Below are 24,195 nucleotides of genomic sequence, written 5' to 3' on the forward strand. Positions count from 1 at the left end.
CCGACATGTCGACCACCACGTCGCCCGGTGTCCCGCGTTCCGCCCCGGCCGGGGCCACCGCGGCCCGGCCACGGCGGTTCCGGCGAGGCGGCAGCACCCTCGCCTTCTGGCTCTTCACCGGCCCCTTCCTCATCGGCCTGACCGTCTTCGTGTACGTGCCGATCGGCTGGAGCCTGTGGCTGAGCTTCTTCGAGGCGCGCTTCACCGTCACCCCGCACACGTTCGTCGGCCTCGACAACTACCGTCAGATGCTGGAGAACGGCGACTTCACCGGCTCACTGCTGACGTTCACCGTGTTCGCCGCGTTCATCGTGCCGCTGACCTGGGCGCTCTCCCTGGGCCTCGCCCTGCTGGTGAACCGGCTGCGGTTCATGCGGGCGTTCCTGCGGTCGGTGTTCTTCCTGCCGACCGCGTGCAGCTATGTCGCCGCCTCGCTGATCTGGAAGATGTCCATCTTCAGCGGGGTCCGCTTCGGGCTGATGAACACCGTCCTCGGCTGGTTCGGGATCGAGAACGTCGCCTGGCTGGCCGACCCCGATCCGCCCTGGTACTGGCTGGTCATCGTGACCGCGCGGCTCTGGCTCCAGGCGGGCTTCTACATGATCCTCTTCCTGGCCGCCCTGCAGAACATCCCTCCCGAGCTCTACGAGGCCGCCGCGATCGACGGCGCCGGTCCCGGGTGGCAGTCCTTCCGCCACATCACCCTGCCGCAACTGCGGGCCACCTCGACGGCCGTGGTCCTGCTGCTCCTCGTGGCCGCCTACCAGGCCTTCGACGAGTTCTTCAACCTGCTCTCGAAGACCACCTGGGGCCGCCCGCCGCTCGTCGAGCTGTACTACACGGCGCTGGGCCAGGCCCAGGACTACGGCGCGGGCAGCGCGGGCGCGGTCATCCTGACCCTGCTCATCTGCATCGTGACCCTGCTCCAGGGCAGGTTCATGGGGTTCGGACGCGGGGAGGAGGCCGGATGACCACCGTCGGCCAGGACCGCACGACCCACGCGGCGGCGCCGGGCAGGCGCCGGCGGAACGGTCCGGGCGGTGTCCTCGGCAGCACCGGCCTGTACCTCGCCGCCGGGGTCGCCGGTCTGCTGTTCCTCGTCCCCTTCTATCTGCTCGTGCGCAACGCCCTGTCGACCGACGCCGCGATCACCGGTGAGAACTGGCAGTTCTTCCCCACCGACCTGAAGTGGGGCAACGTCCGTGAGCTGTTCGACGACCCCACCGTCCCCTTCGCCCGCTCCCTGTGGAACTCCGCCGTCGTCGGGGTGCTGCACACCCTCGGCACGCTGCTGGTGTGCTCGCTCGCCGGCTACGGCCTGGCGCGGATCCCGTACCGCCACGCCGACAAGGTCTTCTACGCGGTGCTGGTCACCCTGATGGTCCCCGCCGCCGTGACCTTCGTGCCGAGCTTCGTGCTCGTGTCGTCGCTCGGCTGGGTGGACAGTCTTCGCGGCCTCATCATCCCGGGGCTTTTCAGCGGTTTCACGTGCTTCCTGTTCCGGCAGTACTTCTTGGGGTTCCCGAAGGAGCTGGAGGAGGCGGCGCGCATGGACGGGCTCGGTCACTGGGGCGCGTACTGGCGCATCGTGGTGCCCAACTCCCTCAACTTCTTCGCCGCGATCGCGACCATCACCTTCATCAGCGGCTGGAACGCCTTCCTGTGGCCGCTGGTCATCGGCCAGGACCCCGACGCCTGGACCGTCCAGGTCGCCCTGTCCTCGTACATGACGAACCAGACCGTCAACTTCCACCTGATCTTCATGGCCACGGCCATTTCCATCCTGCCCCTGGTGTTCGTGTTCCTCTTCCTCCAGCGCTGGCTGGTCCAGGGAATCGCGCGGACAGGCATCAAGGGCTGAACGAGGAGACGCATGTCTTTCCGCACCTCTCCCGGAGCACCGGCCTCTCCCCCGTCCACCACCGACCACGTCGAGGACGTCTCCCCCGGCAGCGGCGCCCTCCCGCCCCGCGCCTGGTACGCGGCCTCCGACGCCCGGTCCCTGTCCCTGAACGGCCGCTGGGACTTCCGGCTCTCGCCCACCGCCGACGCCGAGGACGACTCCTTCGCCGGCGAGGGGTACGAGCCCGACGGCTGGGCCGGGGTGGAGGTCCCCGGCCACTGGGTGCTGCAAGGTCATGGATCGCCGATCTACACCAACCACCTCTACCCGTTCCCCGTCGACCCGCCGCGCGTGCCGACCGAGAACCCGACCGGCGACCATCTGCGCCGCTTCGACCTGCCCGCGGACTGGCCCGCGGACGGCGGTACGGTCCTGCGCTTCGACGGGGTCGACTCCTGTGCCCGGGTCTGGCTGAACGGCACGGACCTCGGCACGTTCCAGGGCTCGCGGCTGCCGCACGAGTTCGCCGTCGGCCATCTGCTCAGGCCCGGCGGCAACGTGCTCGCGGTCCGGGTGCACCAGTGGTCGGCCGGCTCCTATCTGGAGGACCAGGACCAGTGGTGGCTGCCGGGCATCTTCCGCGACGTCACCCTGCTGCACCGGCCGCCCGGCAGCGTGCTCGACTTCTTCGTGCACGCCTCCTACGACCACCACGAGGGCCTGGGGACCCTGCGCGTCGACTCGGACGTCGACGGGCGGGTCCTCGTCCCCGCCCTGGACATCGATGTCGGGACCGGCACCCCGGTCACCGTCCCGGTGCTGCCCTGGACGGCCGAGACACCCCGGCTGTACGACGGCGAACTGGTCACCGAGGGGGAACGCGTCCCCCTGCGCATCGGCTTCCGCACGGTCGAACTCGCCGACGGCCTCATCAAGGTCAACGGCACGGCCGTCCTCTTCAAGGGCGTCAACCGGCACGAGTGGCACCCGGAGAAGGGCCGCGCGCTCGACCCGGAGACCATGCTCGCGGACGTGCTGATGATGAAGCGGCACAACGTCAACGCCGTCCGCACCTCGCACTACCCGCCCCACCCCGCCTTCCTCGACCTGTGCGACACCTACGGCCTGTGGGTCGTCGACGAGTGCGACCTGGAGACCCACGGCTTCACCGAACAGGGCTGGCGCGACAACCCCGTCGACGACCCGCGCTGGACACCCGCGCTGCTCGACCGGGCGGCGCGCATGGTCGAACGCGACAAGAACCATCCGTCGGTCGTGCTGTGGTCCCTCGGCAACGAGGCCGGCACCGGGCGCGGTCTCACCGCGATGGCGGAGTGGATCCGCCGCCGGGACGGCTCCCGGCTCCTGCACTACGAGGGCGACCACGACTGCCGGGACACGGACGTCTACTCCCGCATGTACGCCGACCACGCCGAGGTCGAAAGGATCGGCCGGCATGAGGACGGCGGCGGCCTGAAGCGGCGTCGGCTCCCCTTCATCCTGTGCGAGTACGGGCACGCCATGGGCAACGGACCCGGCGGCATCGCCGACTACCAGCGGCTGTTCACCTCGTACGACCGTCTCCAGGGCGGCTTCGTCTGGGAGTGGATCGACCACGGAATCCGGGACGAGCGCCACGGGTTCGCGTACGGAGGGGACTTCGGCGAGGAACTGCACGACGGGAACTTCGTGTGCGACGGGCTGGTCTTCCCCGACCGGACGCCGTCCCCCGGGCTCGTCGAGTTCAAGAAGGTCGTCGAGCCCGTCCGCATCGACGCCGGGGACTCCCTCCCGTCTTCCGCCGAGAACCCGACGGCGGACACGGACCGGGACGGCACCGTTCGCGTCACCAACGGCCACGACTTCGCGGACCTTTCCTCTCTGGCCTTCGTGTGGTCGTACCAAGTCGACGGCGAGACGGTCGAGTCGGGCCCGCTCGTGGTGCCCGCGCTCGCGCCGGGCCGGTCGGCCGACGTCAAGCTGCCGGCACCGCCCGTGGATCCGCGGGGCGCCGCCGCCCAGTGGACGATCCGGGCGGTCCTGGCCGAGGAGAGTGCCTGGGCGCCGCGCGGCCATGTCGTCGCCTGGACCCAGGTCCCCTTGACGGAACCCGCGCCGCCCGCCCTCACACCCTCGGCCGCTCCGGTCCCCGGCGACGGGGTCGTCACCCTCGGGCCGGGCACCTTCGACGCCCGCACCGGCGCGCTGCTGGCCCTCGGCGGGATCGGGGTCACCGGCCCCCGTCTCGACGTGTGGCGCGCCCCGACCGACAACGACAACGGCGCGCACTGGCAGCCGGACGCCCGCCACGGCCCGCTCTGGCGCGCCCTGGGCCTGCACCGGATGCGGCACCGCCTGGACGCGGTGGAGGCGGGCGACGACTTCCTGACCGTACGCACCCGGGTGGCGCCCGCGGCCCGTGAGGTGGGCCTGCGCACGGTCTACCGCTGGACCTCCGACGGCACCCGGCTGCGGCTGACCGTGTCCGTGGCGCCGGAGGGCCGGTGGGCGCTGCCCTTGCCGCGTCTCGGCGTGCGGCTCGGCCTCCCGGGCTCCGCGGACCGGGTGACGTGGTTCGGGGGTGGTCCCGGAGAGGGCTATCCGGACACCAGGGCCGGTTGCGCGAACGGGCGGTGGGAGTCGACGGTCGACGCGATGCAGACACCGTACGTGCGCCCGCAGGAGAACGGCGCGCGGCCCGGAGTCCGCTGGGCCGAGATCGGCGGACTGCGCGTCGAGGGCGACCCGGCGTTCTGGTTCACCGCGCGCCGCTGGACGACCGAGCAGCTCGACGCGGCCGGTCATCTGACGGATCTCGTCCCCGGCGACACGGTCTGGGTCAACCTCGACCACGCTCAGCAGGGCATCGGTTCGCAGTCCTGCGGTCCCGGCGCCCTTCCGCGGTACCAACTGTGGGCGGCCCCGGCAGAGTTCTCGTTCATGTTCTCCGCGATCCGGGACTGACGCCCGCGTCCCGAACGCGGCCGGACGGCTCTCCCCAGCCGTCCGGCCGCACCCGTCAGTGGTCGGCGCAGCAGGGTGTCGGGTCCGGCACCTCGAAGGGCACCAGCGCGCCGCCCGCGGCCGGCATCGTCGCGAGGACGAGCCGGCCCTCGCGCCACTCCGGTCGCACGTGGTCGCGGGTGACCAGTTCCGCCTCCGGGGCGGCCCCCTCGGGCGAGCCGAGCACGGTGACCCGGTCCACCGCGGAGACCTCCAGCAGGCGCCCGACGGTCAGGACTCCGGTGACGGCGCCGGACCCCGGGTACAGGACGGCACGGCCGCCCGTGCGTGTTCCGTGCTCGGCGGCCGCGTGGGCGGCTCCGGCCGCGAGCTCTCCGGGCCCGTGCCGGTCGTCGCCGAAGGCGGCACCGAGGGGAATCCCGGGGCCCGGGCCGGCGCCGGGCGTGCCGGAGCCGGTCTCCGTGAGCCGGCGCCATGCCGCGCGGGCCGCGTGCTCCGACGGCACGGCGAAGGACAGCGCCGTGTGCGGCCGCCGTCCGTCCCGGACGTGGTGCGTGCAGCCCAGCACGTCCGCGGGAAGGCCGAGTTCCGCGGCGAGCGAGCGCAGCAGATGGTCGGCCTCCCGCAGGGCGCCCGTGTAACCGGTGTCGACTCCGACGACGTAGGGCTCGCTCACGAGGGGAGGACCCACACCGGGTTGGAGTAGAACCACAGGTCCTTCCACGGGTCGGCGTCGCCGAGGACGTCCACGGCCGGACCCGCCGGGTCGACGGACGCGCCCCCGAGGCCGACGGCGGAACGGTTGCCGTCGGTGCCGCGCAGGCGGACGTACACCGGCCGGTCGACGGCGCCGAGGTCGTAGGTGAGGCGGACCGTGCCGGACGACTTGTTCACCTCGTAGGACTTGGCGACCCGCGCGGTGGGGGCGGTGAGCGTGTCCCGGTCGGAGGCCGCGCCCGTCACGTCGCCCTGGATGACGTCGACGCGGGCCAGCTTCGGCACGAAGCCCGCCCAGTTGGGGCCGCCGGCCAGTCCGAGATCCACGGTCAGGGTGACCCGGGTGCCCTTGCGGACGTGCAGCGCGCCGCCGAGGGTGGCCCAGCGCCCGCCGCCGGAGACCCGCGCGTCGAGACCGCTGATGAGCTGGCCGTGGTCGACCCAGACCCGGCCGGCGCGGATGCCGTCCATCACGGCCGCGTAGGAGAATCCGTCGGAGCCGACGTGCGTGCGGCTGTACTGGCCGGGCCAGTAGTCGCCCTGGGTGGTGTCGATCCTGCCGCCGTAGACCGGGTCGGTGTGCCGGCCGTTGAGGTTGAAGTCGCTGTCCGGCCCGCCGCGTACGGCGGTGTCCGTGTAGACCTGGTGGGAGTCGGAGTTGGCGGTGATCCACCAGGGCTTGCCCTCGGCGAGGAGGCTGTCCCACAGGCCGCCGACGGTGGCGGTCATCCAGTCGAAGCCGCCCCAGGTGCGGTAGCTCTCCAGCGGGTAGCCGGCGAAGGAGTTGGCGCTCGGGCTGTTGTCGTACAGACCGCGTGCCACGCCCATGCCGTACGTCTTCTCGATGCCGCCCGCCTGGTGGCCGGGGGCGCCCTCGAAACCGACGGCGATCTGGTGGGACGCCGGGGTCGCGTCGCGCCAGGCCCGGATCTCGTGCGGGGAGTCGAGGCCCTTGCGGGCGGGGTGGTTGGCGAGCATCAGGACGTCCTTGACGCGGCGGCGCCGGACCTGCTCGGCCAGGAAGCCGAGGCCCGCGATGGCGAGCGCCTCGTTGGCGGGCGTCGAGTCGGTGGCTCCCTTGACGCTGCCGTCGTAGTCCGTCTCGAACTGCTTGAGGACCGCGACCTCGTTGCGGCCGGGGTGGACGAAGACGGTGCCGTGCTCGGCGGCCGGGATGTTCCATTCGAGGCCCTGGAAGACGAGGGTGTCCTCGTGGAGGTCCCGGGCCTCCTTGATGTCCGGGTTCACCTTGTCCACACCGATCTTGGCGTGGGTCTCGCTGCCGTGGTCGGTGATGACCATCCAGTCGAGGCCGTGCGCGGCGCCCTGGCGGACCTGGTCGCGGACGCGGTACTTGCCGTCGCTGCTGTACTGGGTGTGGATGTGGTGGTCTCCGGCGAGCCACAGGAAGCCGTTCTTTCTGCGGCCTCCCGCCGAGGCGTACGCGGGGGTGGCGGCCCCCTCCGCGAGGACACCGGCGGCGGCGAGGCCGGCGCCCAGCAGTCCCGCGCGGCGCAGGAGCGAGCGGCGCGACTGCTGCTCGGGGCTGAGGGCCTCGTCGGGCACGGTGGTGTCGAAGGCGGCGGGCAGCGTGGTGCCCGTGCCCTCGTGGTCGTGCGAGTGGTGATGGTGATGCCCGTGCTCGTGTCCGTGCGTGTGCCCCATGACCGCCTCCTGAGTCGCCCCGCCCCTGCGGGCGCGTCATGAGGAGATTCGGGGCGGAGTATGAACGGCGAGCGGCTCCCTCGTGTGCGCCGAACGTCCTGAATCGGTCAACTGGCTTTATCCATAAGCCTGTTGCTGTTGCCCCTGTCCATTGCGTCACGAATTCCACGGAGTCCGCGATCAGGCGGTCTAGGCTTCCGCCTGGGTTCCCGAGGAAATGTTCTGTGGCGAAAGGTGGTTCTCATGCCTCGTGCCGGGCTCACGACCGAACGGGTCGTGCTGGCGGCGGCCGATCTCGCGGACGCGATCGGCTTCGAGAACGTCACCGTGGCCGCGCTGGCCCGGCAGTTCGGGGTGAAGGACGCGAGCATGTACGCGCACGTGCGCAACGTCCGGGAGCTGCGGGAGCGCATCGCGCTGCTGGCGTCCGGCGAGATGATCGACAGGATCGCCACCGCCGTGGCCGGACGGGCCGGCAAGGACGCGCTCGTCGCCTTCGCCGACGCCTATCGCGCCTACGCGCTGGAGCGGCCCGGGCGCTACCGGGCCACCCATACGCAGCTCGACCCGGACCTGGTCGCGGAGCGGGCGGAGTACCGCCGCACGGCCGAGGTCACCGCCGAGGTCACGCAGGGAATGCTCCGCGCCTACGGGCTGTCCGAGCCCGATCTGACCGACGCCGTACGCCTGTTGCGCAGCACCTTCCACGGCTACTGCACGCTGGAGGCGATCGGCGGCTTCGGCGCCCCGCGCCCGGTGGAGACGTCCTGGCGGCACGCGCTGGACGCCCTGCACGTCGCCCTGGAGAACTGGCCACGCGCCGAGGCCACTCGGCCCGGCTGACCGTCTCCTCCTCGGTGCCGATCCGATCCACGGCCGGGGCCCGCCCGATCGTTCGCGCCGGCAGGCCTACAGCAGTCCCAGATCTCCCAGTTCCTTGTGCAGGTCGGCGCGGGGGTTGGCGGGGTTCGGGGACGGGGCGGACGTGCCCGATCCCGATCCCGATCCCGTGCCGGTGCCGGTGCCGGTGCCGGTCGACGGGAGGGCGCGGGGGCGGCGGTCGCGGAAGATCCAGGCGCCCGCCAGGCCGCCGATCAGTCCGCCGAGGTGGCCGAGCCAGCTCACCCCCGGCGTTCCGGGCACCGCCACGGTGAGCATGTAGGCGAAGGACGCCGCCATGACCACACCGATCAGCGTGTCGATCAGATGGCGGTCGAAGATCCCGCGGACCACGACGTAGCCGAAGTACCCGAAGATCAGACCGCTCGCCCCGACCGTGTCCACGTCTCCTCGTTCGAAGAACCAGACCACGAGCCCACTGGTCAGCGCGACCAGCAGGCTCAGGCCGAGGAAGCGGACCACGCCCCGGTAGGCGGCGAGGAACCCGAAGACGAACAGCGGCCCGGAGTTGCTCTCGATGTGCGCCCAACTCCAGTGCAGGAACGGCGCGCTGAGGACGTCGGGCAGCGAGGTGACATCGCCGGACACCACACCGTAGTCCCGCGAGAAGGCGTAGTCGTCGGCGTAGTTGGCCAGTTGCAGCAGCCAGACGACCGCCAGGAACCCGAACATCACGAAGAACGCCTTCCGCGCCTCCGCGATCATCAGCTCGGCGTCCCCGGGGCCCCCGCCCCGGCCCGCGTCCGAACCACCCATGACACACCCCCCTGCTCCGGCGGATCCGCTTCCGCCGCACTCCGAACTCTAGGCAACGCCGGTGAAAGCGTCGCCGCTCAGGGGGACCATTCCGCCCGTGGCGTCGAACCGGAAGGCCGTCGTCCCTCCCGCGGTCCAGGCCACCGTCACGTCGTACGCGCCGGGTCCCGCTCCCTCGGGTGTCGTCACGCGCACGGACACCAGGTCCGTGAGCGGGAGCGGGTCCCGGTCGGCGGTGAGGCGGACGAGGGCCACGAACAGGGAAGGGCCCTCTCCGGTGACGCCCTCCCCCCTCGCCGACAGACCGTGCACCGGCAGGAGTTCGGAGCGCGCGCCGTCGTGCGCGGCCCAGCCCGTGACACGGACCGGCGTGCCGGGATCCGCGCCCGAAACGAGGTGTGCCCGCACCTCCACGGCACCCCGCGCGACCACGAGGCAGACCGCGCCGACGCCCTCCGCGACGGTGTGCCGGGACGCCGCCCAGTCCTCCCCCACCCCCAGCGGCACGATCCCCGTGCGGCTCGCGTCGCTGCCGACGATCACGCTGTTGTCGTACGAGGGTGAGGGCCTCGTCGCCGTCGAGTAGGCGAGCCGCGTGTAGTAGGGGTCGTAGCGGACGTCCTCGCTGCCGTGGTTGTGGAGGCGGACCAGACCGTCCGAACGCGTCGACTGGAGCAGCCAGTTGGGCGGCCCGATCCTGGTGACGGCGTCGGCGCGCTCCGCCGGGCCCGGCTCCTCGGTGGCCGTCCAGACCTCGTGCTCCGGGGGCAGCAGCAGGGCGACGAAGGCCTTGCTCGCCCAGTACGGCGAGGCGGGCCCCGAGTAGTGCTGCACGAACGACTCGTCGGGGCCGTGCCAGCCGAGGGAGAGCAGGCCGTTGCCGTCCACCGCGCCCCGGTCGAGGAAGTGACGCAGGGCGCCGGAGGCGAGGCGCCGGGTCTCGCCCGGGGACAGGGGGGTCCGGCCGGTGAGCGCGCCGAGCCACAGCGGGGCGGTGGCGGCGAAGCGGTAGGTGAGCGAGCGGCCCTGGAGCATGGGGGCGCCGTCACCGCCGAACAGGCGTGCGTAGTCGGCGAGATGGGCCTCCAGGCGGCCCGCGTACAGGTCGAGGAGCCGGGCGTCGTCCGCCAGCCAGGCGTGCAGCACCGGATAGAGGTGCATCGCCCAGCCGTTGTAGTAGTCGAACTTGCGCCCGTGGCCGTCGGTGTACCAGCCCTCGCCCAGGTACCACTGCTCGATCCGTTCCAGACCACGGTCGATCGCGGCGCGCGACGCCTCGGGCTCGTGTCCGATCTCCTGGAGGAAGCCGCCGACCGTCACCGGGAACAACTCCCAGTTGCAGGGCCAGGGTTCGGCCGTCAGCGCGTCGCTCAGCCAGGCGGCGGCCCGCTGCCGCACGCCGTCGTCGAGGCGGTCCCACAGCAGCGGACGGGTCAGCCGCAGCGCGAGCGCGATCGACGCGGCCTCGACGAGGGGCTGGCTGCGGTCCTCGACCCGGGGCCAGACGCCGGCCGTTCCGGCGGCCAGACCCCGCGCGTACCGCTCCAGGACCTTCTCGTCCCGGCGGAAGCCCGCCAGCAGGAGCGTACGGGCGTAGCCCTCGAGGCCGTCGGAGAGCCGCCCGGCGCTGCTCGTGTGCTCTCCGGGGAAGTGGTAGAGGGCCTGGTCGTCGGTGGCGTACGGGGCGACGGCGGCGAGCAGGGAGCTGGCGGCCGCCTCCCAATGGGCGCGCGTGCGGCCGGTGTACGGGCTCAGGGACCTGTCCTCGGCGGGCTCGGCGGGCATCAGGGGCCTTCCTGTTCCGGGCCGGGCCCGGCCTCCCGGACGCCGGCTGTCCTCGGGCGGGCCGGGCCGGATACCTGGGGCGCCCCGGTTCCGGTCGGAACGCCCCAGGGGCTCGCCCCGCCCCCACCAGGGTCCTCGGCACCGGACACGGGCTCCTCCGACGGGACGGCGGGGCGACGAGGCGACGGGACCTGGCGGCAGGACGATACCGCCGATCGGCAAGCGCTTTCTAGAGGGCGGTCCCGTGCGGGTGCGACCACCGCGCCCCACCTCCGGCTCCGCCTCCACGGCTCCCCCGCACCACGCCCTCGTTCCCGGGGCCCGGCACCCTACAGATCCGGTCGGATCGGGGCGCACATTTCCCCCGGACCCGCCGAAGTGCGACTCCGGGGTGCCACACTGGCCTCTCCCGGGCGGCGGCCCGGGAACCCACGGGGGAGGGAATCTTGAGCGTTCCGCGCTACGAGGCGGCGTTGGTGTTCACCGACGAGGCGGACCCCGAGGGCGCGGCGGAGGCCGTGTCCCTCCTGGCCGAGGAACTGTCTCTGCTGGATCCGGCGTTCGTGCGGCACGCGCAGGGCGGCCCGGCTCCGGACGGCACCCGGGCCGGGGACACGGTGGTCTGGACGACGCTCCTGGTCGGCGCGACGAGCGCGGCGACGCTGAGGTCGCTCATCGGGCTGGTCCAGGACTGGCTCGCGCGCCGCAACTCGGGCTCGATCGACATCACGATCGACGGTGACGAGCTCCGTCTGACATCGGTCTCCCGAGCGGACCAGCGGCGCGCCGTCGAACTGTTCGCCGCGAAGCACGCTCCCCGGGAGGCCGACGCGCCCGATGCGTAAAGCCGCGCTCCTCGTCGTCAACCAGCATTACGCGGACGGGCGTTTCAGCGAGTTGCCCGGTGCCGCCGCGGACGCCGAGCACCTCGCCGCCGTACTCGGCGACCCGGACATCGGCGCCTTCGAGGTCACCGTCGTCGAGAACGGCACCGCGCTGGAGATCCGCAAGGCGGTCCAGTCCTTCTTCGCCCACGCGCGGAGCCAGGACCTGCTCCTGCTCCATCTCTCCTGCCACGGCCGCAAGGACGCGCGGGGCCGGCTGCACTTCATCGCGTCGGACACCGAGTGGGACTTCCTGGACGCGACCGCGGTCTCCTCCGAGTTCGTCGCGGACCAGCTGGAGCAGAGTCCCTGCCGCCGGGCCGTCGTCCTGCTGGACTGCTGCTACAGCGGGGCGTTCGCCAAAGGGATGCGGACCCGCGGAGCCGCGCCGGACGTCGATGTGAAGGAGCCCTTCTCCGGGCGGGGCCGGGTCGTGATCACGTCCTCGACCGCGCTGCAGTACAGCCACGAGAGCGAGATGAGCAGCAGGGAGCGGGCCGAGCCGTCCGTCTTCACCGCGGCCGTGGTGGAGGGACTGCGGGACGGCACCGCCGATCTCGACGGGGACGGGTACGTGTCGGCCGAGGAGCTGTACGCCTTCGTCCATGACCGCGTACGCAGCCGGCTGCCCAGCCAGACGCCGACCCGGAGCGTCAACAACTCCGAGGGCACGCTGTATCTGACGCGCCGTCCCGGCGGCCGTCGACCGATCGCGCCAGTCGACCCGGCGCTCCCCGACACCCTCCGCGCCGCGATCCTCACCGGGGCTCCGTGGCAGCGGCTGGGCGCCCTGCACGAGCTGGAACGGCTGCTCGCGAGCCGGCCCGGCCCCGTCCACGAGGCCGCCCTGGAGGCCCTGACCCTGCTGGTGCGGGACCGTGATCCGCAGGTCGGCGCGCGAGCCGGGAGGCTCTGGCAGAGCCGTGGCCTCGGCGACCCGCCGCCGGGAACACCGGAGCCCGCCTCCCGGGTCACCCGGCCGGGCGCGGACGGGTCGACGATCCTCGGCGTCACCCGGCCGGGCGCGGACGGGTCGACGATCCTCGGCATCGATTTCGGGACGACCCGTTCCGCCGTGGCCGTGTTCGTGGACGGTGAGGCACGGATCGTTCCGAACCGCCACGGAGAGGCCACGACGCCGAGCGTCGTGGCGTTCGCCGAGGACGGGACACCGCTGGTGGGGAGGGCCGCCGTGGAGCGGGCCTCCCGCGTTCCGGGCGCCGGCATCCACCGGATCAGACGGGAACTGGGCACCGGGTGGACCCACCGGCACGCGGTACGCCGCTTCTCCGCCGAGGAGGTGGCCTCCTGGATCCTCGCCGACCTGCGGACCAGCGCGGAGGCCTATCTGGGCGAGACGGTCACCCGGGCGGTCCTCACCGTGCCCGCCCACTTCGACCGCCGCCGGCGCGCGGCCCTGGCGGACGCGGCGGCCCTCGCGGGCATCGAAACCGTCCGGATGCTGAACGAGCCGACCGCCGCGGCGGTCTCGCACGGCTTCGGCCGGGACGACGGGACCATCATGGTGTTCGATCTGGGCGGAAGCACCTTGGACGTGTCGCTGCTGAGCATCGGTGACGGGGCCGTCGAGACGCTGTCCACCAGCGGCGACGGCAGGCTCGGGGGAAGCGACTGGGACGGGCGCGTCGTCGATCACCTCGTGCGCGAACTCGCCCTCCGCCAGGGTGTCCGGCTCACCGACCGGGCCGCGCTCCGGCGGGTGGCCGAGGCCGCGGAGGCCGCGAGGATCGAGCTGTCGCGGGCCATGGCCACCGTCGTCGACCTGCCGGACATCGCGACCTCCCCGTCCGGGCCGGTGCACTTGGACGTCACGCTGACGCGCGCGCAGTTGGAGATGCTGACGAAGGATCTGCTGGAGCGCTGCGCGCCCCCGGTGCACCAGGCGTTGAAGGACGCCCGGGGGATCAACGGGGTCGAGGACGTCGACCACGTCGTCCTGGTGGGCGGAGCGACCCGGATGCCGGCGGTCGCGGCGCTCGTCAAGGAGCTGGCGGGCGGCCGGGAACCGGTCCGGGCCGCCCTCCCCGCGGGGGTGGTCGTCGGCGCCGCCCTGCAGGGCGCCGTGCTCTCCGGCCAGTTGCCCGAAGGACTGCTCCAGGACGTGACCTCCCCGCCTCCGGATGCCGAGACGAAGGACGGCGCCATGACCGGTCTCACCGGTCCCTGACCGCGACACGTCGCCTCAGTTGTGCAGCCCCCAGTGCCCCCGGTGCACGACCTCGTCCAGCCCGCGTCGGCGTTCCGCGATACGGGCGCCCTGCGGCGGAACCTCCTCCGACCGGTAGCCGACCGTGATGCCGCCGATCGGCGCGTACTCCCCGGGAACCCCGAACTCGGCCCGGAAAGGCTCCAGTTGCTCGGGCATGATGCCGAAGAAGCAGGCGTCGAGCCCTTCGTCGACCGCGCTGAGCAGCATCATGAGCGCGGCCATCCCCGTGTCGATGTACCAGTACGGAGCCGGCCAGCGGGCCTCGGCGCGGTCCTCCCAGCCCTTGTCCGGCTCGGCGTAGCGCTCCAGGTAGGCCGCCTTGTGGGCGAGCGGTACGACGACCAGCGGGGCGTCCTGCATGGTCGGCGTCTGCTCGACCCGGGTCGGGACGAACGGCCAGAACCGGGCGCGGTCGGCGGGGTCGGTGAGGGCCAGGAACGCCCAGCCCTGGGAGAAGCCGGCCGACGGGGCCCGTAGCGCGGAGGCGAGGATTCTCTCCACCGCCTCGGGGGTCAGCGGCTTGTCGGAGTAGTGGCGGATCATGCGACGGCGGCGGACCACTTCGGAGAACTCCATGTCACCCGATCCTGCCAGGAGCCGCGCCGGCGGCGACGGGCGGCCGTCGGGATCAAGCCTCCCGCCCGGGCCCCGATGTCCCGGCTCGCGAGACGGCCGCCCGGTGGGCGGACGGCTCCGGGGTACGGCGGCCCGATCGACTAGCGTCGTGGCATGGCCAGCGACAACGCCCTCACCCTCACCGCCGCACTGTCCTCCGGCACGGTCGTGCTCGACGGAGGTATGTCCAACCAGCTCGAAGCGGCCGGGCACGACCTGAGTGACGCGCTGTGGTCGGCGCGGCTGCTCGCGGACCGGCCCGAGGCGATCGTCGAGGCGCATCTCGCGTACTACGAGGCGGGCGCGGACGTGGCGATCACCTCCAGCTACCAGGCGACGTTCGAGGGGTTCGCCCGGCGTGGCATCCCGCACGAGCGGGTCGCCGAACTGCTCGGCCTGAGCGTCGAGCTGGCGCGCGAGGCCGCCCGGCGCGCGCACGCGAAGGGGGTCGCGCGGCCCCTGTGGGTCGCCGCGTCGGTGGGGCCGTACGGGGCGATGCTCGCGGACGGTTCGGAGTACCGGGGGCGCTACGGGCTGAGCGTCGCGGAACTGGAGCGGTTCCATCGGCCGCGCCTGGAGGTGCTGGCCGCCGCCGGACCCGACGTGCTGGCCCTGGAGACGGTCCCGGACACGGACGAGGCGCGGGCGCTGCTCGGCGGGGTGCGCGGACTCGGCGTTCCGGCGTGGCTGTCGTACAGCGTGGCCGGTGACCGCACCCGGGCCGGACAGCCGCTGGAGGAGGCCTTCGCCCTGGCCGCCGAGGCGGACGAGGTCATCGCGGTCGGGGTGAACTGCTGCGCTCCCGAGGATGTCGACGCGGCCGTCGCCACGGCCTCGCGGGTGACCGGCAAGCCGGTCGTGGTCTACCCGAACAGCGGCGAGGCCTGGGACGCGGGGGCCCGCGCCTGGACCGGCCGCTCCACGTTCACGGCCGCCCAGGTCGGCGGGTGGGAGCGGGCCGGGGCCCGCCTGATCGGCGGGTGCTGCCGCGTCGGCCCGGGGGCGATCGCGGGAATCACGGAGGCGGTGCGCGGGGCCTGATCCCGGCCGCGGCGGCTCGGCCGGGGCCGGGCTCAGGAACGGTCCGCGCCGCCCGAGCGGCGGAAGCGGCGCACCGCCGAGAGCGGTGTCGCGATGCGCGCGAACAGATCGGCCGGACCGACCGGCGCGGGCGCGCCGTCCGCGGCCTCGGACGATTCGTCCGCCGCCCGTTCCCGGGAACGGGCGGCGGACGCCTCCACGTGCCGCTTCGAAGACCGCTCCCCGAACCGTCCGGCGCCCCGATCCGAACGCCCACCGCCCCGCTTGCGGACAGGTGCGTCCGTAGGTTCGGCGGGGGTCCCGGCCGTCGACCCGGCGGCGGGCGGGGCCGCCGGCTGGTCCGGGTGGTCACCCGCCCGCTTACCGACCGGTCCCCCCGCAGGCCCGGCGCTGGACCCGGCGATCGGCGCGGCCGCGGGCCGGTCGCGATCATCACCCGCCGACCCGCCGACGGGACCCTCCGCAGGTCCGGCGGACCTCCCGGCCGCCGACCTCGCGGCAGGCGGGGCCGCGGGCCCGTCCGGGTGGTCGCCCGCCCGCTTACCGACCGGTCCCCCCGCAGGTCCGGCGTTGGACCCGGCGATCGGCGCGGCCGCGGGCCGGTCGCGATCATCACCCGCCGACCCGCCGACGGGACCCTCCACGGGTCCGACGGGCGTCCCGGCCGCCGACCTCGCGGCAGGCGGGGCCGCGGGCCCGTCCGCGGGTCCGGCAGGGGCCCCGGGTGTCGACCTGGCGGTGGCGGCAGCCGTGAAGCGGCCCATCCCCCAGGCCGTGGCCCTCTCGGGGCGTCTGCCCGTCGGGCCGGGGTCGGGCCTGGCCGACTCGGCCTCCCACAGGGCGAGTTCGCGGTCGCGCGGGCCGGACGCGGTGTGCGGGTCACCGGCGCCGAAGACCCGGACCGGGTGCGAGGCGTCCCAGGCCGCCCAGCCCGGGTCGCCGTCGACCGCGAACCGCACCCACGCCCCGTGCATGGCGTCCGCCAGCTCCTGCGGAGCGCCCTCGCCCGCGAGCTTCGCCGATTCCGGGACGCCGGCGGTGTCGAAGACGAAGCCCAGTTCCAGGGCGTGACAGGCGCCGAGGCCGGGCACGTTGGACGGCCAGGCGAACTCGTAGACGTGGGCCGGGGCCCTGCCCTCCGCCGGGACGTCCGCGTCGAGGGAGGCCGTGGGCGTGCCGCTCCGCGCGTCCGCGAGGCGGTGCAGCGGGACCCGCAGGAGATGGTCGGTGATCATCTGGCCGACGAGGTCGGCGGTGCCGGCCTCGGGGCGCAGGGCACGGTAGCCGCGGGGCACCTCGTGACCGCAGTGGCAGCGGGCCATCGCACCGGCCAGGGCCACCGGGCCGAGCCGGTCGACCCGCTCCAGGAGCCCGCCCGGCACGAGCCACAGCCGGTACTCGTCCCGGGTCCAGCCGAGCAGCAGCCCGACGTCCGCGGCGGCGCCCTCGACCAGGGCCTCCATCGGGTCGCGCGGCACGAGGTCGCCGTCGACGACGATGCCGAAGGCGGGACCGCCGAGCACCGGGCTGCTGAGCCTGCCCACGTCGGCCTGGGTGCGCAGGAGCAGATCGCGGTCGACGGCGGCGAACGCCTCCGCCGTCGCGGGGATCTTCAGCCGGGTGGCCATCCTGCGCACCATGCGGCGCACCTTGTCGCGGTCGCTCGCCTCGGGCGGGCCGCTCTGGAGGACCGCCCGGTGGAACAGGCCCCGGGCGCGCGGGCTCGCGAGGAGCGCGCCGATGCTGATGGCGCCGGCGGATTCACCGAAGACCGTCACCCGGCCGGGATCCCCGCCGAACCGGGCGACGGACTCCTGGACCCATTCCAGGGCGGCGAGCTGGTCGCGCAGCCCGGGATTGGCGGGCGCGTCCGGGAAGAGGCCGTAACCCTCCACGCCCAGGCGGTAGTTGACGGACACGAGGACCACGCCGTCGCGGGCGAACGCGTGACCGTCGTACACGGGCACGGCCGAGGAGCCGCGGGTCAGCGCTCCGCCGTGGATCCACACCATGACGGGGAGCCGGGCGGCGGGGTCCGGCGCCGGGGTCCACACGTTGAGATTGAGGCAGTCGTCGCCGGGCACGACGGGGTCGGCGAGGAGGCGGGCGAAGGCCTCGGAGTACGGCGGCTTCGGCGGCGTCGGCCCGAACGCGCCGGCGTCCCGGACGCCGTCCCAGGGCTCGGGCGGCTCGGGCGGGCGGAAGCGGCGGGCGCCGAAGGGCGGGGCTGCGTAGGGGATGCCCCGGAAGACCGCGATCCCGTTCTCGTACCGGCCGCGCACCGCTCCGTAAGGGGTGGGGACCACCGGGTCCCTGGTCTCCGCCACCGGATCCACCGTGTCCACCACCATGCTGGACCAGCTCCTCACCGTCGCGCGCCGTAGGGACCGGAGCACCACCGCGCTGTAGAGATCAGAGCACCACATCCCGTCCCGGTATTCCTGCGGAGACCCCCGCCCGGCCGTCTTGGCGGTGCGACGCGGGCGGGCCGACCGGGTCCGAGCGCGGCCCTCCCGGGCCCTCGCGGGGGCCTCCGCCGGGTCCGGCGCCGGGTCAGGCCCCCTGTTCCGACGCCGCCGCGGCGGGCTGCCGTGCCGCCCAGAGGATGCCGCCGAGCAGGTGCCCGAGGAAGTCCGGATCCTCGTACGCCTCCGCGGCATGGCCGAGCGCGGTGTAGAACACCCGGCCCGCGCCCTGTTCCCGGCACCACACCAGCGGGTGGTCGGTGCCCATCCCGCCGCCCTCGTAGGAGGTTTCGTCGGCGGAGGCGAGCACGCGCACCCCCTCCACCGCGCGCGGGTTGGTCCTGAAGTCGTACCATTCGTCCGTGAACTCCCATACCGGCGGGAGCAGCCGGGTGGCGGGATGCCCGCGGTCCTCGACGAGGACCCTGCCCGGCTGGAGGTCCGGGTGCCGGTCGAAGCGGGCGCCGAGCAGCTCGCCGTAGTGGGGCCAGTCGTACTCGGTGCAGGCGGCCGCGTGCACCCCGACGAAACCGGCACCGCCGTGGACGTGGGCCGCCAGCCGGTCGCGGCCCGGCGGCGTGAGCACCTCGCCGCTCGTGGAGAGGAAGACGACGGCCGCGTACGGGTCGAGGGGGGCCTCGAGGACCGCGGGGTCCTCGGTGGCGTCGGCCTCGAAACCGTGCGCGCGGCCGAGTGCGCGCACCGCTTCGACGGCGGCAGGGATCGAGTCGTGCCGGTAGCCCGTCGTACGGGTGTACACGAGAACGCGGAAGGCCATGCACGGAGCCTAAGGGGCGCCCCGTACGTGATCGCGCCCCTCTTCCCGGATTGGCCCTCGCCCTCTCAGCCTCCGGTTCCCGGGCAAAGGAGCGGCCGTGTCCTTCAGCATGCGCCGCGCCCTGCTCCGGGCGCATGCTGGAAGGGCGGCGACGGACCTGACTGCGGCGTCGGGACTTTGGTACACCGCCTGGGTACAGCCGCGGTACGTCAGATGGTTCTTGGTGGCCTCAGGGCACCGGCGCCGAGCGCGCCGACATGACCTCGCGCCCGAGTGTTCCCCGAAGCCCAGGCTCGCCTTGATCGGGACTACGAGGAGGGCGTGATGTCGGATCAGCTGAGCGCAGCACTTTCGGGACAGGCCGCCACAGCGCTTGCCGAGGACGTCTCCCTCGCGACTCCACTGGCAGCACCCCGCATCGCCGGTCGTGACGCTGTCGTGGCAGCTCTCGGTACGTACCAGCGGGCTCTCGCGGCGCCTGAAGCCACGGTCCGGCTCAAGGGAGACGAGGTCGAGGGGGTCGTGTTCAGCGCGAGCCCCGGCGGACGGGAGACAGAGATCGTCGCGCTGGCCCGGCGCGACACCGCGGGCCTGATCGCCACCATCGACGTCTACGGCCGGCCGTGGCCGTTCATGGCCGCTCTGCGCGAAGTGATGGCGAAGACGGACCCCGCTCTCGCGGACCCGAGCCTCGGATCCGGACCGTACGCCCCGGAGGGGCCGACACCCGTTTGGGTCGACCATCCAGCCGTCCCGCCGCTGGCGCAGGACGTCACCCTGTACTCCCCGATCCTGCGCGAAGAGCCGACGGGGAAGGCTGTCGTCGGGCAGGTCCTCAAGGCGGCGGCGCAGAGTTTCAGCGACCTCAAGGTTCGTACCGTCCTCGACATCGACGGCCGGCCGGGATTCGCGGTGGCGATCGACGAATACGTGGACGGCGGTCACGTTCAGCAACTGGTCGAGATCTTCACGCTCGACGATGCGGGCGAGGTCGAGGGGATCCGCATCTTCACCCGCCCATGGCTCGTGACCAGCCACTTCCGAAAGAGCATGTATGCCCTGCTCAAAGACACTCTCGGCCCCGAATTCTGGGAGGAGCCCGACCCGGAAGCCCCGCTGCCCGCAGCCTGACCCGAGCCCCCTCCAGGGCCTCGGGTCAGGGGTGTCCGTTTCGTTCAAGACCGGTCGCCGGGGGCCCGCCTACGGTGGCCGTATGACTCCACGATTCGATGTGATCGGGCTGGCGGTCTCCGACATGGCCGCCTCCATCGCCTTCTACAGCCGGCTCGGGCTCGTCTTTCCCGACGGCGCGGAGAACGAGCCGCATGTCGAGGCCGCCCTGCCCGGCGGACTGCGCCTCGCGCTGGACACGGAGGACACCATCCGGTCGTTCCACGCCGGGTGGCGGCCCCCGAGCGGCGGCGGCAGGGCGTCGCTCGCCTTCCGCTGCGACGGCCCCGCCGAGGTCGACTCCGTGTACGAGGAGCTCGTCGGCGCGGGCCACCACGGCGAACTCAAGCCGTGGGACGCCTTCTGGGGCATGCGGTACGCCGTCGTGCACGACCCGGACGGCAACGGCGTCGACCTGTTCGCGCCGCTGCCGGACGGACCGGCGCCCGCGCCGTAGCCGGTCCCGTCAGCGGTGACCGACCAGCTCACCGAGGGTCGCTCCCGCCAACTCCCGCACGTCTCGCGCCAGATGGGCCTGGTCGGCGAACCCCGCGCGCAGCGCGGTCTCCGCGAAGGGCACACCGTCGCGGGCGAGGGCGAGTGCCCGCTGAAGGCGAAGGACCCGGGCCAGGGTCTTGGGTCCGTACCCGAAGGCGGCGAGCGAGCGGCGGTGCAACTGCCGCGCTCCGAGGCCCAGTCGGTCGGCGGTCTCGGCGACCGGGCGGCCCGCGTCCAGGGCGGCCACCACCTCCCCGAGGAGCGGGTCGGGGGGAGCGGCCTCGGCCGCCCGGAGCAGCGCGACCTCTTCGAGCGCCGCCACGGGGTCGGCCGCCGTGTCGATCCGCGCGGCGAGCCGGCGCACCTCGGCGGCCGGCCACAGGTCGGTCAACTCCACCCGTACATCCCGGAGTTCGTGCGCGGGTACGCCCAGGTAGGCGGGCGCCGTGCCGGGGTGGAAGCGGACGCCGGCCCAGCCGCCGGGCGCCGCGTCCGGGAGGTGGGGCCGAGTGTCGGGACCGGCGACGAGCAACCGCCCCTCGGTCCACAGCAGATCCATGCACCCGTCCGGAAGCACGGCGTCCCGGGCGGTGCCGGCCCCCGCGCCCGGCGTCGGGCGCCCGGGCGTCCGCGCCCCGGCGTCCGGCACGGGGCCCGTCGGGCCGCGGCTCCAGAGCACCGCGCCCGGCAGCCGGGACGCCCGTTCCGCGTACATGCCGGCCACGTTACGCCGGGCGGGCCCGGTGCTCCTGCGGGCTGACGCCGTAGACCCGCTTGAAGGCGCTGGAGAGCGCGAAGGCGCTGCCGTAGCCGACGTGGCGGGCGATCGTCTCCAGGGTGTCGTCGCTCTCGCGGAGCCGGTCGGCGGCGGAGGCGAGACGCCAGCCGGTCAGATACGTCATCGGCGGTTCCCCGACGAGTTCGCCGAAGCGTCTGGCCAGCGCGGCGCGCGAGACACCGGTCCCGGCGGCGAGCGCGGCGACCGTCCAGGGCCGGGCCGGGTCGTCCTGGAGGAGCCGGAGCGCACGGCCCACGACCGGATCGGCGAGGGCCTGGTACCAGGCGGGCGCGGCGGCCTCGGGGCGGGAGAACCAGGCCCGCAGCGCGGTGATCATCAGCAGGTCGAGGAGCCGGTCGAGGACGACCTCCTGGCCGGGCTCGTCGCGCACCATCTCCGCGGCGAGGATCGGCGTCAGCGGGCACTCCCACACGTCGGCGGGGAGCGCGAGCAGCGGCGGCAGGGCGTCGAGCAGCCGGCGGTTGACCTCGCCGCGCATCATGTACGTCCCGATGAGCAGCACCGTGGAGCCGTCGAGCCGGTCGCCCCAGCTCCGGACGCCGAGGTCCCAGTGGCCCTTCAGGGAGCGTCCGTCCGGGTAGGAGCACTCACCGCCCGGCAGGATCACGGCCTGGGGCGGGGTGCCGGGCTCGTCGGCGCAGCGGTAGGGATCGGGGCCGCGCGCGATGGCGAAGTCGCCGGCCCGCAGCCGCAGTCCCTCGCCCTCGTCCGGGACGACCCAGGCGTCGCCGCGGACCACCAGCATGATCGACAGGGGGGCGCGGTCCTCGACGCGTACGCACCACGGCGGGTCGAAGCACGCGCGGATCATGAAGGCGCCCCGCGCACGCGGCCCCTCCAGCAGGCTGGCGAGCGGGTCCCCCCGCATGAGCAGGTCCGAACGTGGCGGAGCGTCCATGCGGCCAGCGTAGACGGCGGCTCCGACAGCCGTGGACGACCGTGGACGACCGCTTATGGGGATGAGCCGTTCGCCGATGGTTCCGCGCCGGGGGCGGCAGTTGACTGGGCGCATGGCAGAGAACACGCGGGACATGACAGTGCTGGTGACAGGGGCCACCGGGCGGACCGGGAGCCGGGTCGCGCGGGCCGCGCGGGCGGCGGGCCTGACGGTCCGGGGCGCCTCGCGCGCCACGGGCTTCGACTGGGAGGACCCCTCGACATGGGCCGGGGCGCTGCGCGGCGCCGACGCGGCCTATCTGGCCCATCCCACGGACGTCGGCTCGCCGGCCGCCACGAAGGCGGTCGGGGCGCTGGCCCGGGAGGCGGTGGAGCTCGGCGCGCGGCGGCTGGTGCTCCTGTCGTCGAGGGGTGAGGACCGGGCCGCGCCGACCGAGGAGGCGCTCCGGACGTCCGGCGCGGACTGGACGATCGTACGAGCGTCGTGGTTCTCGCAGAACTTCAGCGAGGGCCAGCTGGTCGAGGGGCTGCGTCAGGGAGAGCTGGTCTTCCCTGCGGGTGAGGTGCGGGAGCCGTTCATCGACGTGCGGGACATCGCGGACGTCGTGGTGGCCGCGCTGACCGGGGGCGAGGCGTACACCGGCCGGGAGCTCGCGATCACGGGGCCGCGGCTGCTGACCTTCCGGGAGGCGGTCGCGGAGATCGCGCGGGCCACGGGCGCGGAGCTGGCGTACACACCGGTGACGGCGCGGGAGTACGGCGACACGCTGGCCGGATTCGGGATGCCGGCCGAGGAGGCCGGATTCCTCGTCGACCTCTTCGAATGCCTCCTCGACGGCCGTAACGCCCACCTCTCGGACGGCGTCCGGACCGTCCTCGGCCGCGAGCCGCGGGACTTCACCGACTTCGCGCGGGAGGCCGCGGCGGCGGGGGCGTGGAAGGCCTGAGGGGGGGACCACCGGCCCGTCCGGGCCCGCTCCGGGGTGAGCCTGGGATCGCTGGGGCTCACTCCCCCGACGAGCGGTCCTCGCCGTTCTTCGGGGCGGGGTGGGTGTGATGGGTGTTCTTGGCGTGGGTCCGCAGGCGGGACGTCACGTCCTCCGGGGGCAGGAAGCGCGACCAGCGTTCCGGGAACTCGGAGGGCATGTCGGGATCGTCGGGATCGGCGTCGTACGAGCGGTGCGCGGCGACGCGGGCGACGTACTCGGCGGCCTGGGCCTCGCGCAGCCGTTCGTTGGCGGCACGGGCCGCCGCGGTGGCGGCGGCCGGCCAGACCCGGTCGATGGCGGCGTTGACGGCCGCGCCGACGAGGACGGCGAAGGCGGCGACGCCGATCCACAGCAGGACGGCCACCGGGGCGGCGAGCGAGCCGTAGATGGTGGGGCCCTCGATGGTGTTCGTCAGGTAGATGCGCAGCAGGAAGCTGCCGAAGACCCACATGGCGAGGGCGACCAGGGCGCCCGGCACGTCCTCGACCCAGGGCGAACGCACGGGCACGGACACGTGGTAGAGCGTCGTCAGGAAGGCGACCGACAGGACGATGACGACCGGCCAGTACAGGATCTGGACGACGGTCGTCGACCACGGCACGACGTTCACCACGGCGTCCGGGCCCGCCACCATCAGCGGGAGCGCCACGGAGCCGATCAGCAGGGCAACGATGAACAGCAGGAAGGACATCATCCGGGTCTTCACGATGCCCCGGGTGCCGTCGAGTCCGTACATCACCGTGATGGTGTCGACGAAGACGTTCACCGCGCGCGAGCCCGACCACAGGGCGAACAGGAATCCGAGGGAGATGATGTCGGGCCGGCCGCCCTTCATCACGTCGTGCAGGATCGGCTCGGCGATCTGGTGGACGCCCTTCTGGGTCAGCACCGTGCGGGAGGCGTCCAGGATGTTGGACTCCAGGCTGGCGATGGTGTCGGCGCCGGTCCACGCGTCCACGTATCCGAGCAGCCCGATCATGCTGAGCAGCAGCGGGGGCACGGACAGCAGGGTGAAGAAGGCGGCCTCGGCCGCCAGTCCGAGGATCCGGTACTCCATGCACGAGTTGACGGTGTCCTTGAGCAGCAGCCAGGCGGTCCTGCGCTTGGAGACGTTCCGGTAGAGCGCGCGAGCGCGGTGGAAGCGGCCCGAGCGAGGCCGTTCGCTTGTTTCTTTTGCCTGGTGCACGTCCTTACGGTAG

The 24,195-nt window shown here is 73.4% G+C and carries 19 protein-coding genes and 1 pseudogene; 10 read left to right on the forward strand and 10 right to left on the reverse strand.

What is annotated here, in order from left to right:
- Nucleotides 1-5 precede the first annotated feature (5 nt).
- From ACFRIC_RS22780 to ACFRIC_RS22790, 3 genes are read left to right on the forward strand one after another with little or no spacing between them, the layout of a single operon-like run.
- Nucleotides 6-971, forward strand: coding sequence for a carbohydrate ABC transporter permease (locus ACFRIC_RS22780; protein WP_382788497.1), 966 nt, complete (start codon nucleotides 6-8; stop codon nucleotides 969-971).
- Nucleotides 968-1,861 carry a carbohydrate ABC transporter permease gene (locus tag ACFRIC_RS22785; RefSeq protein ID WP_382788499.1) on the forward strand — a complete coding sequence of 298 codons (894 nt, stop codon included), beginning with the start codon at nucleotides 968-970 and terminating at the stop codon, nucleotides 1,859-1,861. The genes ACFRIC_RS22780 and ACFRIC_RS22785 overlap by 4 nt, the downstream gene beginning before the upstream one ends.
- Nucleotides 1,862-1,873: 12 nt before the next feature.
- Complete coding sequence (locus ACFRIC_RS22790) at nucleotides 1,874-4,807, forward strand: glycoside hydrolase family 2 TIM barrel-domain containing protein (protein ID WP_382788501.1); 2,934 nt, start codon at nucleotides 1,874-1,876, stop codon at nucleotides 4,805-4,807.
- A gap of 55 nt (nucleotides 4,808-4,862) precedes the next feature.
- Here the strand turns inward: ACFRIC_RS22790 and ACFRIC_RS22795 are convergent, their stop codons facing one another.
- Both ACFRIC_RS22795 and ACFRIC_RS22800 read right to left on the reverse strand, forming a co-directional pair.
- Nucleotides 4,863-5,483 carry a hypothetical protein gene (locus ACFRIC_RS22795; RefSeq protein WP_382788503.1) on the reverse strand — a complete coding sequence of 207 codons (621 nt, stop codon included), beginning with the start codon at nucleotides 5,481-5,483 and terminating at the stop codon, nucleotides 4,863-4,865.
- On the reverse strand, nucleotides 5,480-7,189 hold the full coding sequence (locus tag ACFRIC_RS22800; protein ID WP_382788505.1) for a PHP domain-containing protein: 1,710 nt from the start codon (nucleotides 7,187-7,189) through the stop codon (nucleotides 5,480-5,482). The genes ACFRIC_RS22795 and ACFRIC_RS22800 overlap by 4 nt, the downstream gene beginning before the upstream one ends.
- A gap of 243 nt (nucleotides 7,190-7,432) precedes the next feature.
- On the opposite strand from ACFRIC_RS22800, the gene ACFRIC_RS22805 reads away from it, so the two are divergent.
- Complete coding sequence (locus ACFRIC_RS22805) at nucleotides 7,433-8,032, forward strand: TetR-like C-terminal domain-containing protein (protein ID WP_382788507.1); 600 nt, start codon at nucleotides 7,433-7,435, stop codon at nucleotides 8,030-8,032.
- Nucleotides 8,033-8,098: 66 nt separating this feature from the next.
- On the opposite strand, the gene ACFRIC_RS22810 is transcribed toward ACFRIC_RS22805, so the two are convergent.
- Entirely contained in the window at nucleotides 8,099-8,845 is a 747-nt protein-coding gene (locus ACFRIC_RS22810; RefSeq protein WP_382788509.1) for a rhomboid family intramembrane serine protease, read from the reverse strand.
- Nucleotides 8,846-8,893: 48 nt separating this feature from the next.
- Entirely contained in the window at nucleotides 8,894-10,630 is a 1,737-nt protein-coding gene (locus ACFRIC_RS22815; RefSeq protein WP_382788511.1) for a DUF2264 domain-containing protein, read from the reverse strand.
- Between the two features lie 446 nt (nucleotides 10,631-11,076).
- On the opposite strand from ACFRIC_RS22815, the gene ACFRIC_RS22820 reads away from it, so the two are divergent.
- Nucleotides 11,077-11,475: a hypothetical protein gene (locus tag ACFRIC_RS22820; protein ID WP_382788513.1), complete on the forward strand. Its 399-nt coding sequence runs from the start codon at nucleotides 11,077-11,079 to the stop codon at nucleotides 11,473-11,475.
- A complete protein-coding gene (locus ACFRIC_RS22825; RefSeq protein WP_382788515.1) occupies nucleotides 11,468-13,702 on the forward strand; it encodes an Hsp70 family protein in 2,235 nt (744 codons plus the stop codon). Before ACFRIC_RS22820 ends, ACFRIC_RS22825 begins: the two co-directional genes overlap by 8 nt.
- A 15-nt stretch (nucleotides 13,703-13,717) precedes the next feature.
- Here ACFRIC_RS22825 and ACFRIC_RS22830 read toward each other — a convergent pair whose 3' ends face one another.
- Nucleotides 13,718-14,320, reverse strand: a complete 603-nt coding sequence (locus ACFRIC_RS22830; RefSeq protein ID WP_382788517.1) for a nitroreductase family protein — start codon at nucleotides 14,318-14,320, stop codon at nucleotides 13,718-13,720.
- Nucleotides 14,321-14,473: 153 nt separating this feature from the next.
- Between ACFRIC_RS22830 and mmuM the strand changes: the two genes are divergently transcribed.
- The gene (gene mmuM / locus ACFRIC_RS22835) at nucleotides 14,474-15,400 is read left to right on the forward strand and encodes a homocysteine S-methyltransferase (protein ID WP_382788519.1); all 927 of its coding nucleotides are present in this window, start codon (nucleotides 14,474-14,476) and stop codon (nucleotides 15,398-15,400) included.
- Between the two features lie 806 nt (nucleotides 15,401-16,206).
- On the opposite strand, the pseudogene ACFRIC_RS22840 reads toward mmuM, so the two are convergent.
- Nucleotides 16,207-17,751, reverse strand: a pseudogene (locus ACFRIC_RS22840) (carboxylesterase/lipase family protein); the annotation flags it as partial.
- A 202-nt stretch (nucleotides 17,752-17,953) separates the two neighbouring features.
- On the reverse strand, nucleotides 17,954-18,643 hold the full coding sequence (locus tag ACFRIC_RS22845; RefSeq protein ID WP_382788521.1) for a ThuA domain-containing protein: 690 nt from the start codon (nucleotides 18,641-18,643) through the stop codon (nucleotides 17,954-17,956).
- A 273-nt stretch (nucleotides 18,644-18,916) separates the two neighbouring features.
- Between ACFRIC_RS22845 and ACFRIC_RS22850 the strand changes: the two genes are divergently transcribed.
- Both ACFRIC_RS22850 and ACFRIC_RS22855 read left to right on the forward strand, forming a co-directional pair.
- Nucleotides 18,917-19,774, forward strand: a complete 858-nt coding sequence (locus ACFRIC_RS22850) for a hypothetical protein (RefSeq protein ID WP_382788523.1) — start codon at nucleotides 18,917-18,919, stop codon at nucleotides 19,772-19,774.
- An 82-nt stretch (nucleotides 19,775-19,856) separates the two neighbouring features.
- The gene (locus tag ACFRIC_RS22855; RefSeq protein ID WP_382788525.1) at nucleotides 19,857-20,270 is read left to right on the forward strand and encodes a VOC family protein; all 414 of its coding nucleotides are present in this window, start codon (nucleotides 19,857-19,859) and stop codon (nucleotides 20,268-20,270) included.
- 9 nt (nucleotides 20,271-20,279) lie between these two features.
- Here the strand turns inward: ACFRIC_RS22855 and ACFRIC_RS22860 are convergent, their stop codons facing one another.
- Together ACFRIC_RS22860 and ACFRIC_RS22865 are read right to left on the reverse strand one after the other, a co-directional pair.
- A complete protein-coding gene (locus ACFRIC_RS22860) occupies nucleotides 20,280-21,026 on the reverse strand; it encodes a helix-turn-helix domain-containing protein (protein WP_382788527.1) in 747 nt (248 codons plus the stop codon).
- 10 nt (nucleotides 21,027-21,036) lie between these two features.
- Nucleotides 21,037-22,008: an AraC family transcriptional regulator gene (locus ACFRIC_RS22865; protein ID WP_382788529.1), complete on the reverse strand. Its 972-nt coding sequence runs from the start codon at nucleotides 22,006-22,008 to the stop codon at nucleotides 21,037-21,039.
- A gap of 112 nt (nucleotides 22,009-22,120) precedes the next feature.
- Between ACFRIC_RS22865 and ACFRIC_RS22870 the strand changes: the two genes are divergently transcribed.
- Complete coding sequence (locus ACFRIC_RS22870) at nucleotides 22,121-22,954, forward strand: NAD(P)H-binding protein (protein ID WP_382788531.1); 834 nt, start codon at nucleotides 22,121-22,123, stop codon at nucleotides 22,952-22,954.
- A 58-nt stretch (nucleotides 22,955-23,012) separates the two neighbouring features.
- Here the strand turns inward: ACFRIC_RS22870 and ACFRIC_RS22875 are convergent, their stop codons facing one another.
- The gene (locus ACFRIC_RS22875) at nucleotides 23,013-24,182 is read right to left on the reverse strand and encodes a YihY/virulence factor BrkB family protein (RefSeq protein WP_382788533.1); all 1,170 of its coding nucleotides are present in this window, start codon (nucleotides 24,180-24,182) and stop codon (nucleotides 23,013-23,015) included.
- Nucleotides 24,183-24,195 lie beyond the last annotated feature (13 nt).

The organism is Streptomyces sp. NPDC056738, from assembly GCF_042790435.1.
Classification (GTDB): Bacteria; Actinomycetota; Actinomycetes; order Streptomycetales; family Streptomycetaceae; genus Streptomyces.

Coding starts and splice junctions, on each gene's coding strand:
- ACFRIC_RS22780 (WP_382788497.1), top strand. CDS start 6: ATGTCGACCACCACGTCGCCCGGTGTCCCGCGTTCCGCCCCGGCCGGG.
- ACFRIC_RS22785 (WP_382788499.1), top strand. CDS start 968: ATGACCACCGTCGGCCAGGACCGCACGACCCACGCGGCGGCGCCGGGC.
- ACFRIC_RS22790 (WP_382788501.1), top strand. CDS start 1,874: ATGTCTTTCCGCACCTCTCCCGGAGCACCGGCCTCTCCCCCGTCCACC.
- ACFRIC_RS22800 (WP_382788505.1), bottom strand. CDS start 7,189: ATGGGGCACACGCACGGACACGAGCACGGGCATCACCATCACCACTCG.
- ACFRIC_RS22805 (WP_382788507.1), top strand. CDS start 7,433: ATGCCTCGTGCCGGGCTCACGACCGAACGGGTCGTGCTGGCGGCGGCC.
- ACFRIC_RS22810 (WP_382788509.1), bottom strand. CDS start 8,845: ATGGGTGGTTCGGACGCGGGCCGGGGCGGGGGCCCCGGGGACGCCGAG.
- ACFRIC_RS22815 (WP_382788511.1), bottom strand. CDS start 10,630: ATGCCCGCCGAGCCCGCCGAGGACAGGTCCCTGAGCCCGTACACCGGC.
- ACFRIC_RS22825 (WP_382788515.1), top strand. CDS start 11,468: ATGCGTAAAGCCGCGCTCCTCGTCGTCAACCAGCATTACGCGGACGGG.
- ACFRIC_RS22830 (WP_382788517.1), bottom strand. CDS start 14,320: ATGGAGTTCTCCGAAGTGGTCCGCCGCCGTCGCATGATCCGCCACTAC.
- mmuM (WP_382788519.1), top strand. CDS start 14,474: ATGGCCAGCGACAACGCCCTCACCCTCACCGCCGCACTGTCCTCCGGC.
- ACFRIC_RS22845 (WP_382788521.1), bottom strand. CDS start 18,643: ATGGCCTTCCGCGTTCTCGTGTACACCCGTACGACGGGCTACCGGCAC.
- ACFRIC_RS22855 (WP_382788525.1), top strand. CDS start 19,857: ATGACTCCACGATTCGATGTGATCGGGCTGGCGGTCTCCGACATGGCC.
- ACFRIC_RS22860 (WP_382788527.1), bottom strand. CDS start 21,026: ATGTACGCGGAACGGGCGTCCCGGCTGCCGGGCGCGGTGCTCTGGAGC.
- ACFRIC_RS22865 (WP_382788529.1), bottom strand. CDS start 22,008: ATGGACGCTCCGCCACGTTCGGACCTGCTCATGCGGGGGGACCCGCTC.
- ACFRIC_RS22870 (WP_382788531.1), top strand. CDS start 22,121: ATGGCAGAGAACACGCGGGACATGACAGTGCTGGTGACAGGGGCCACC.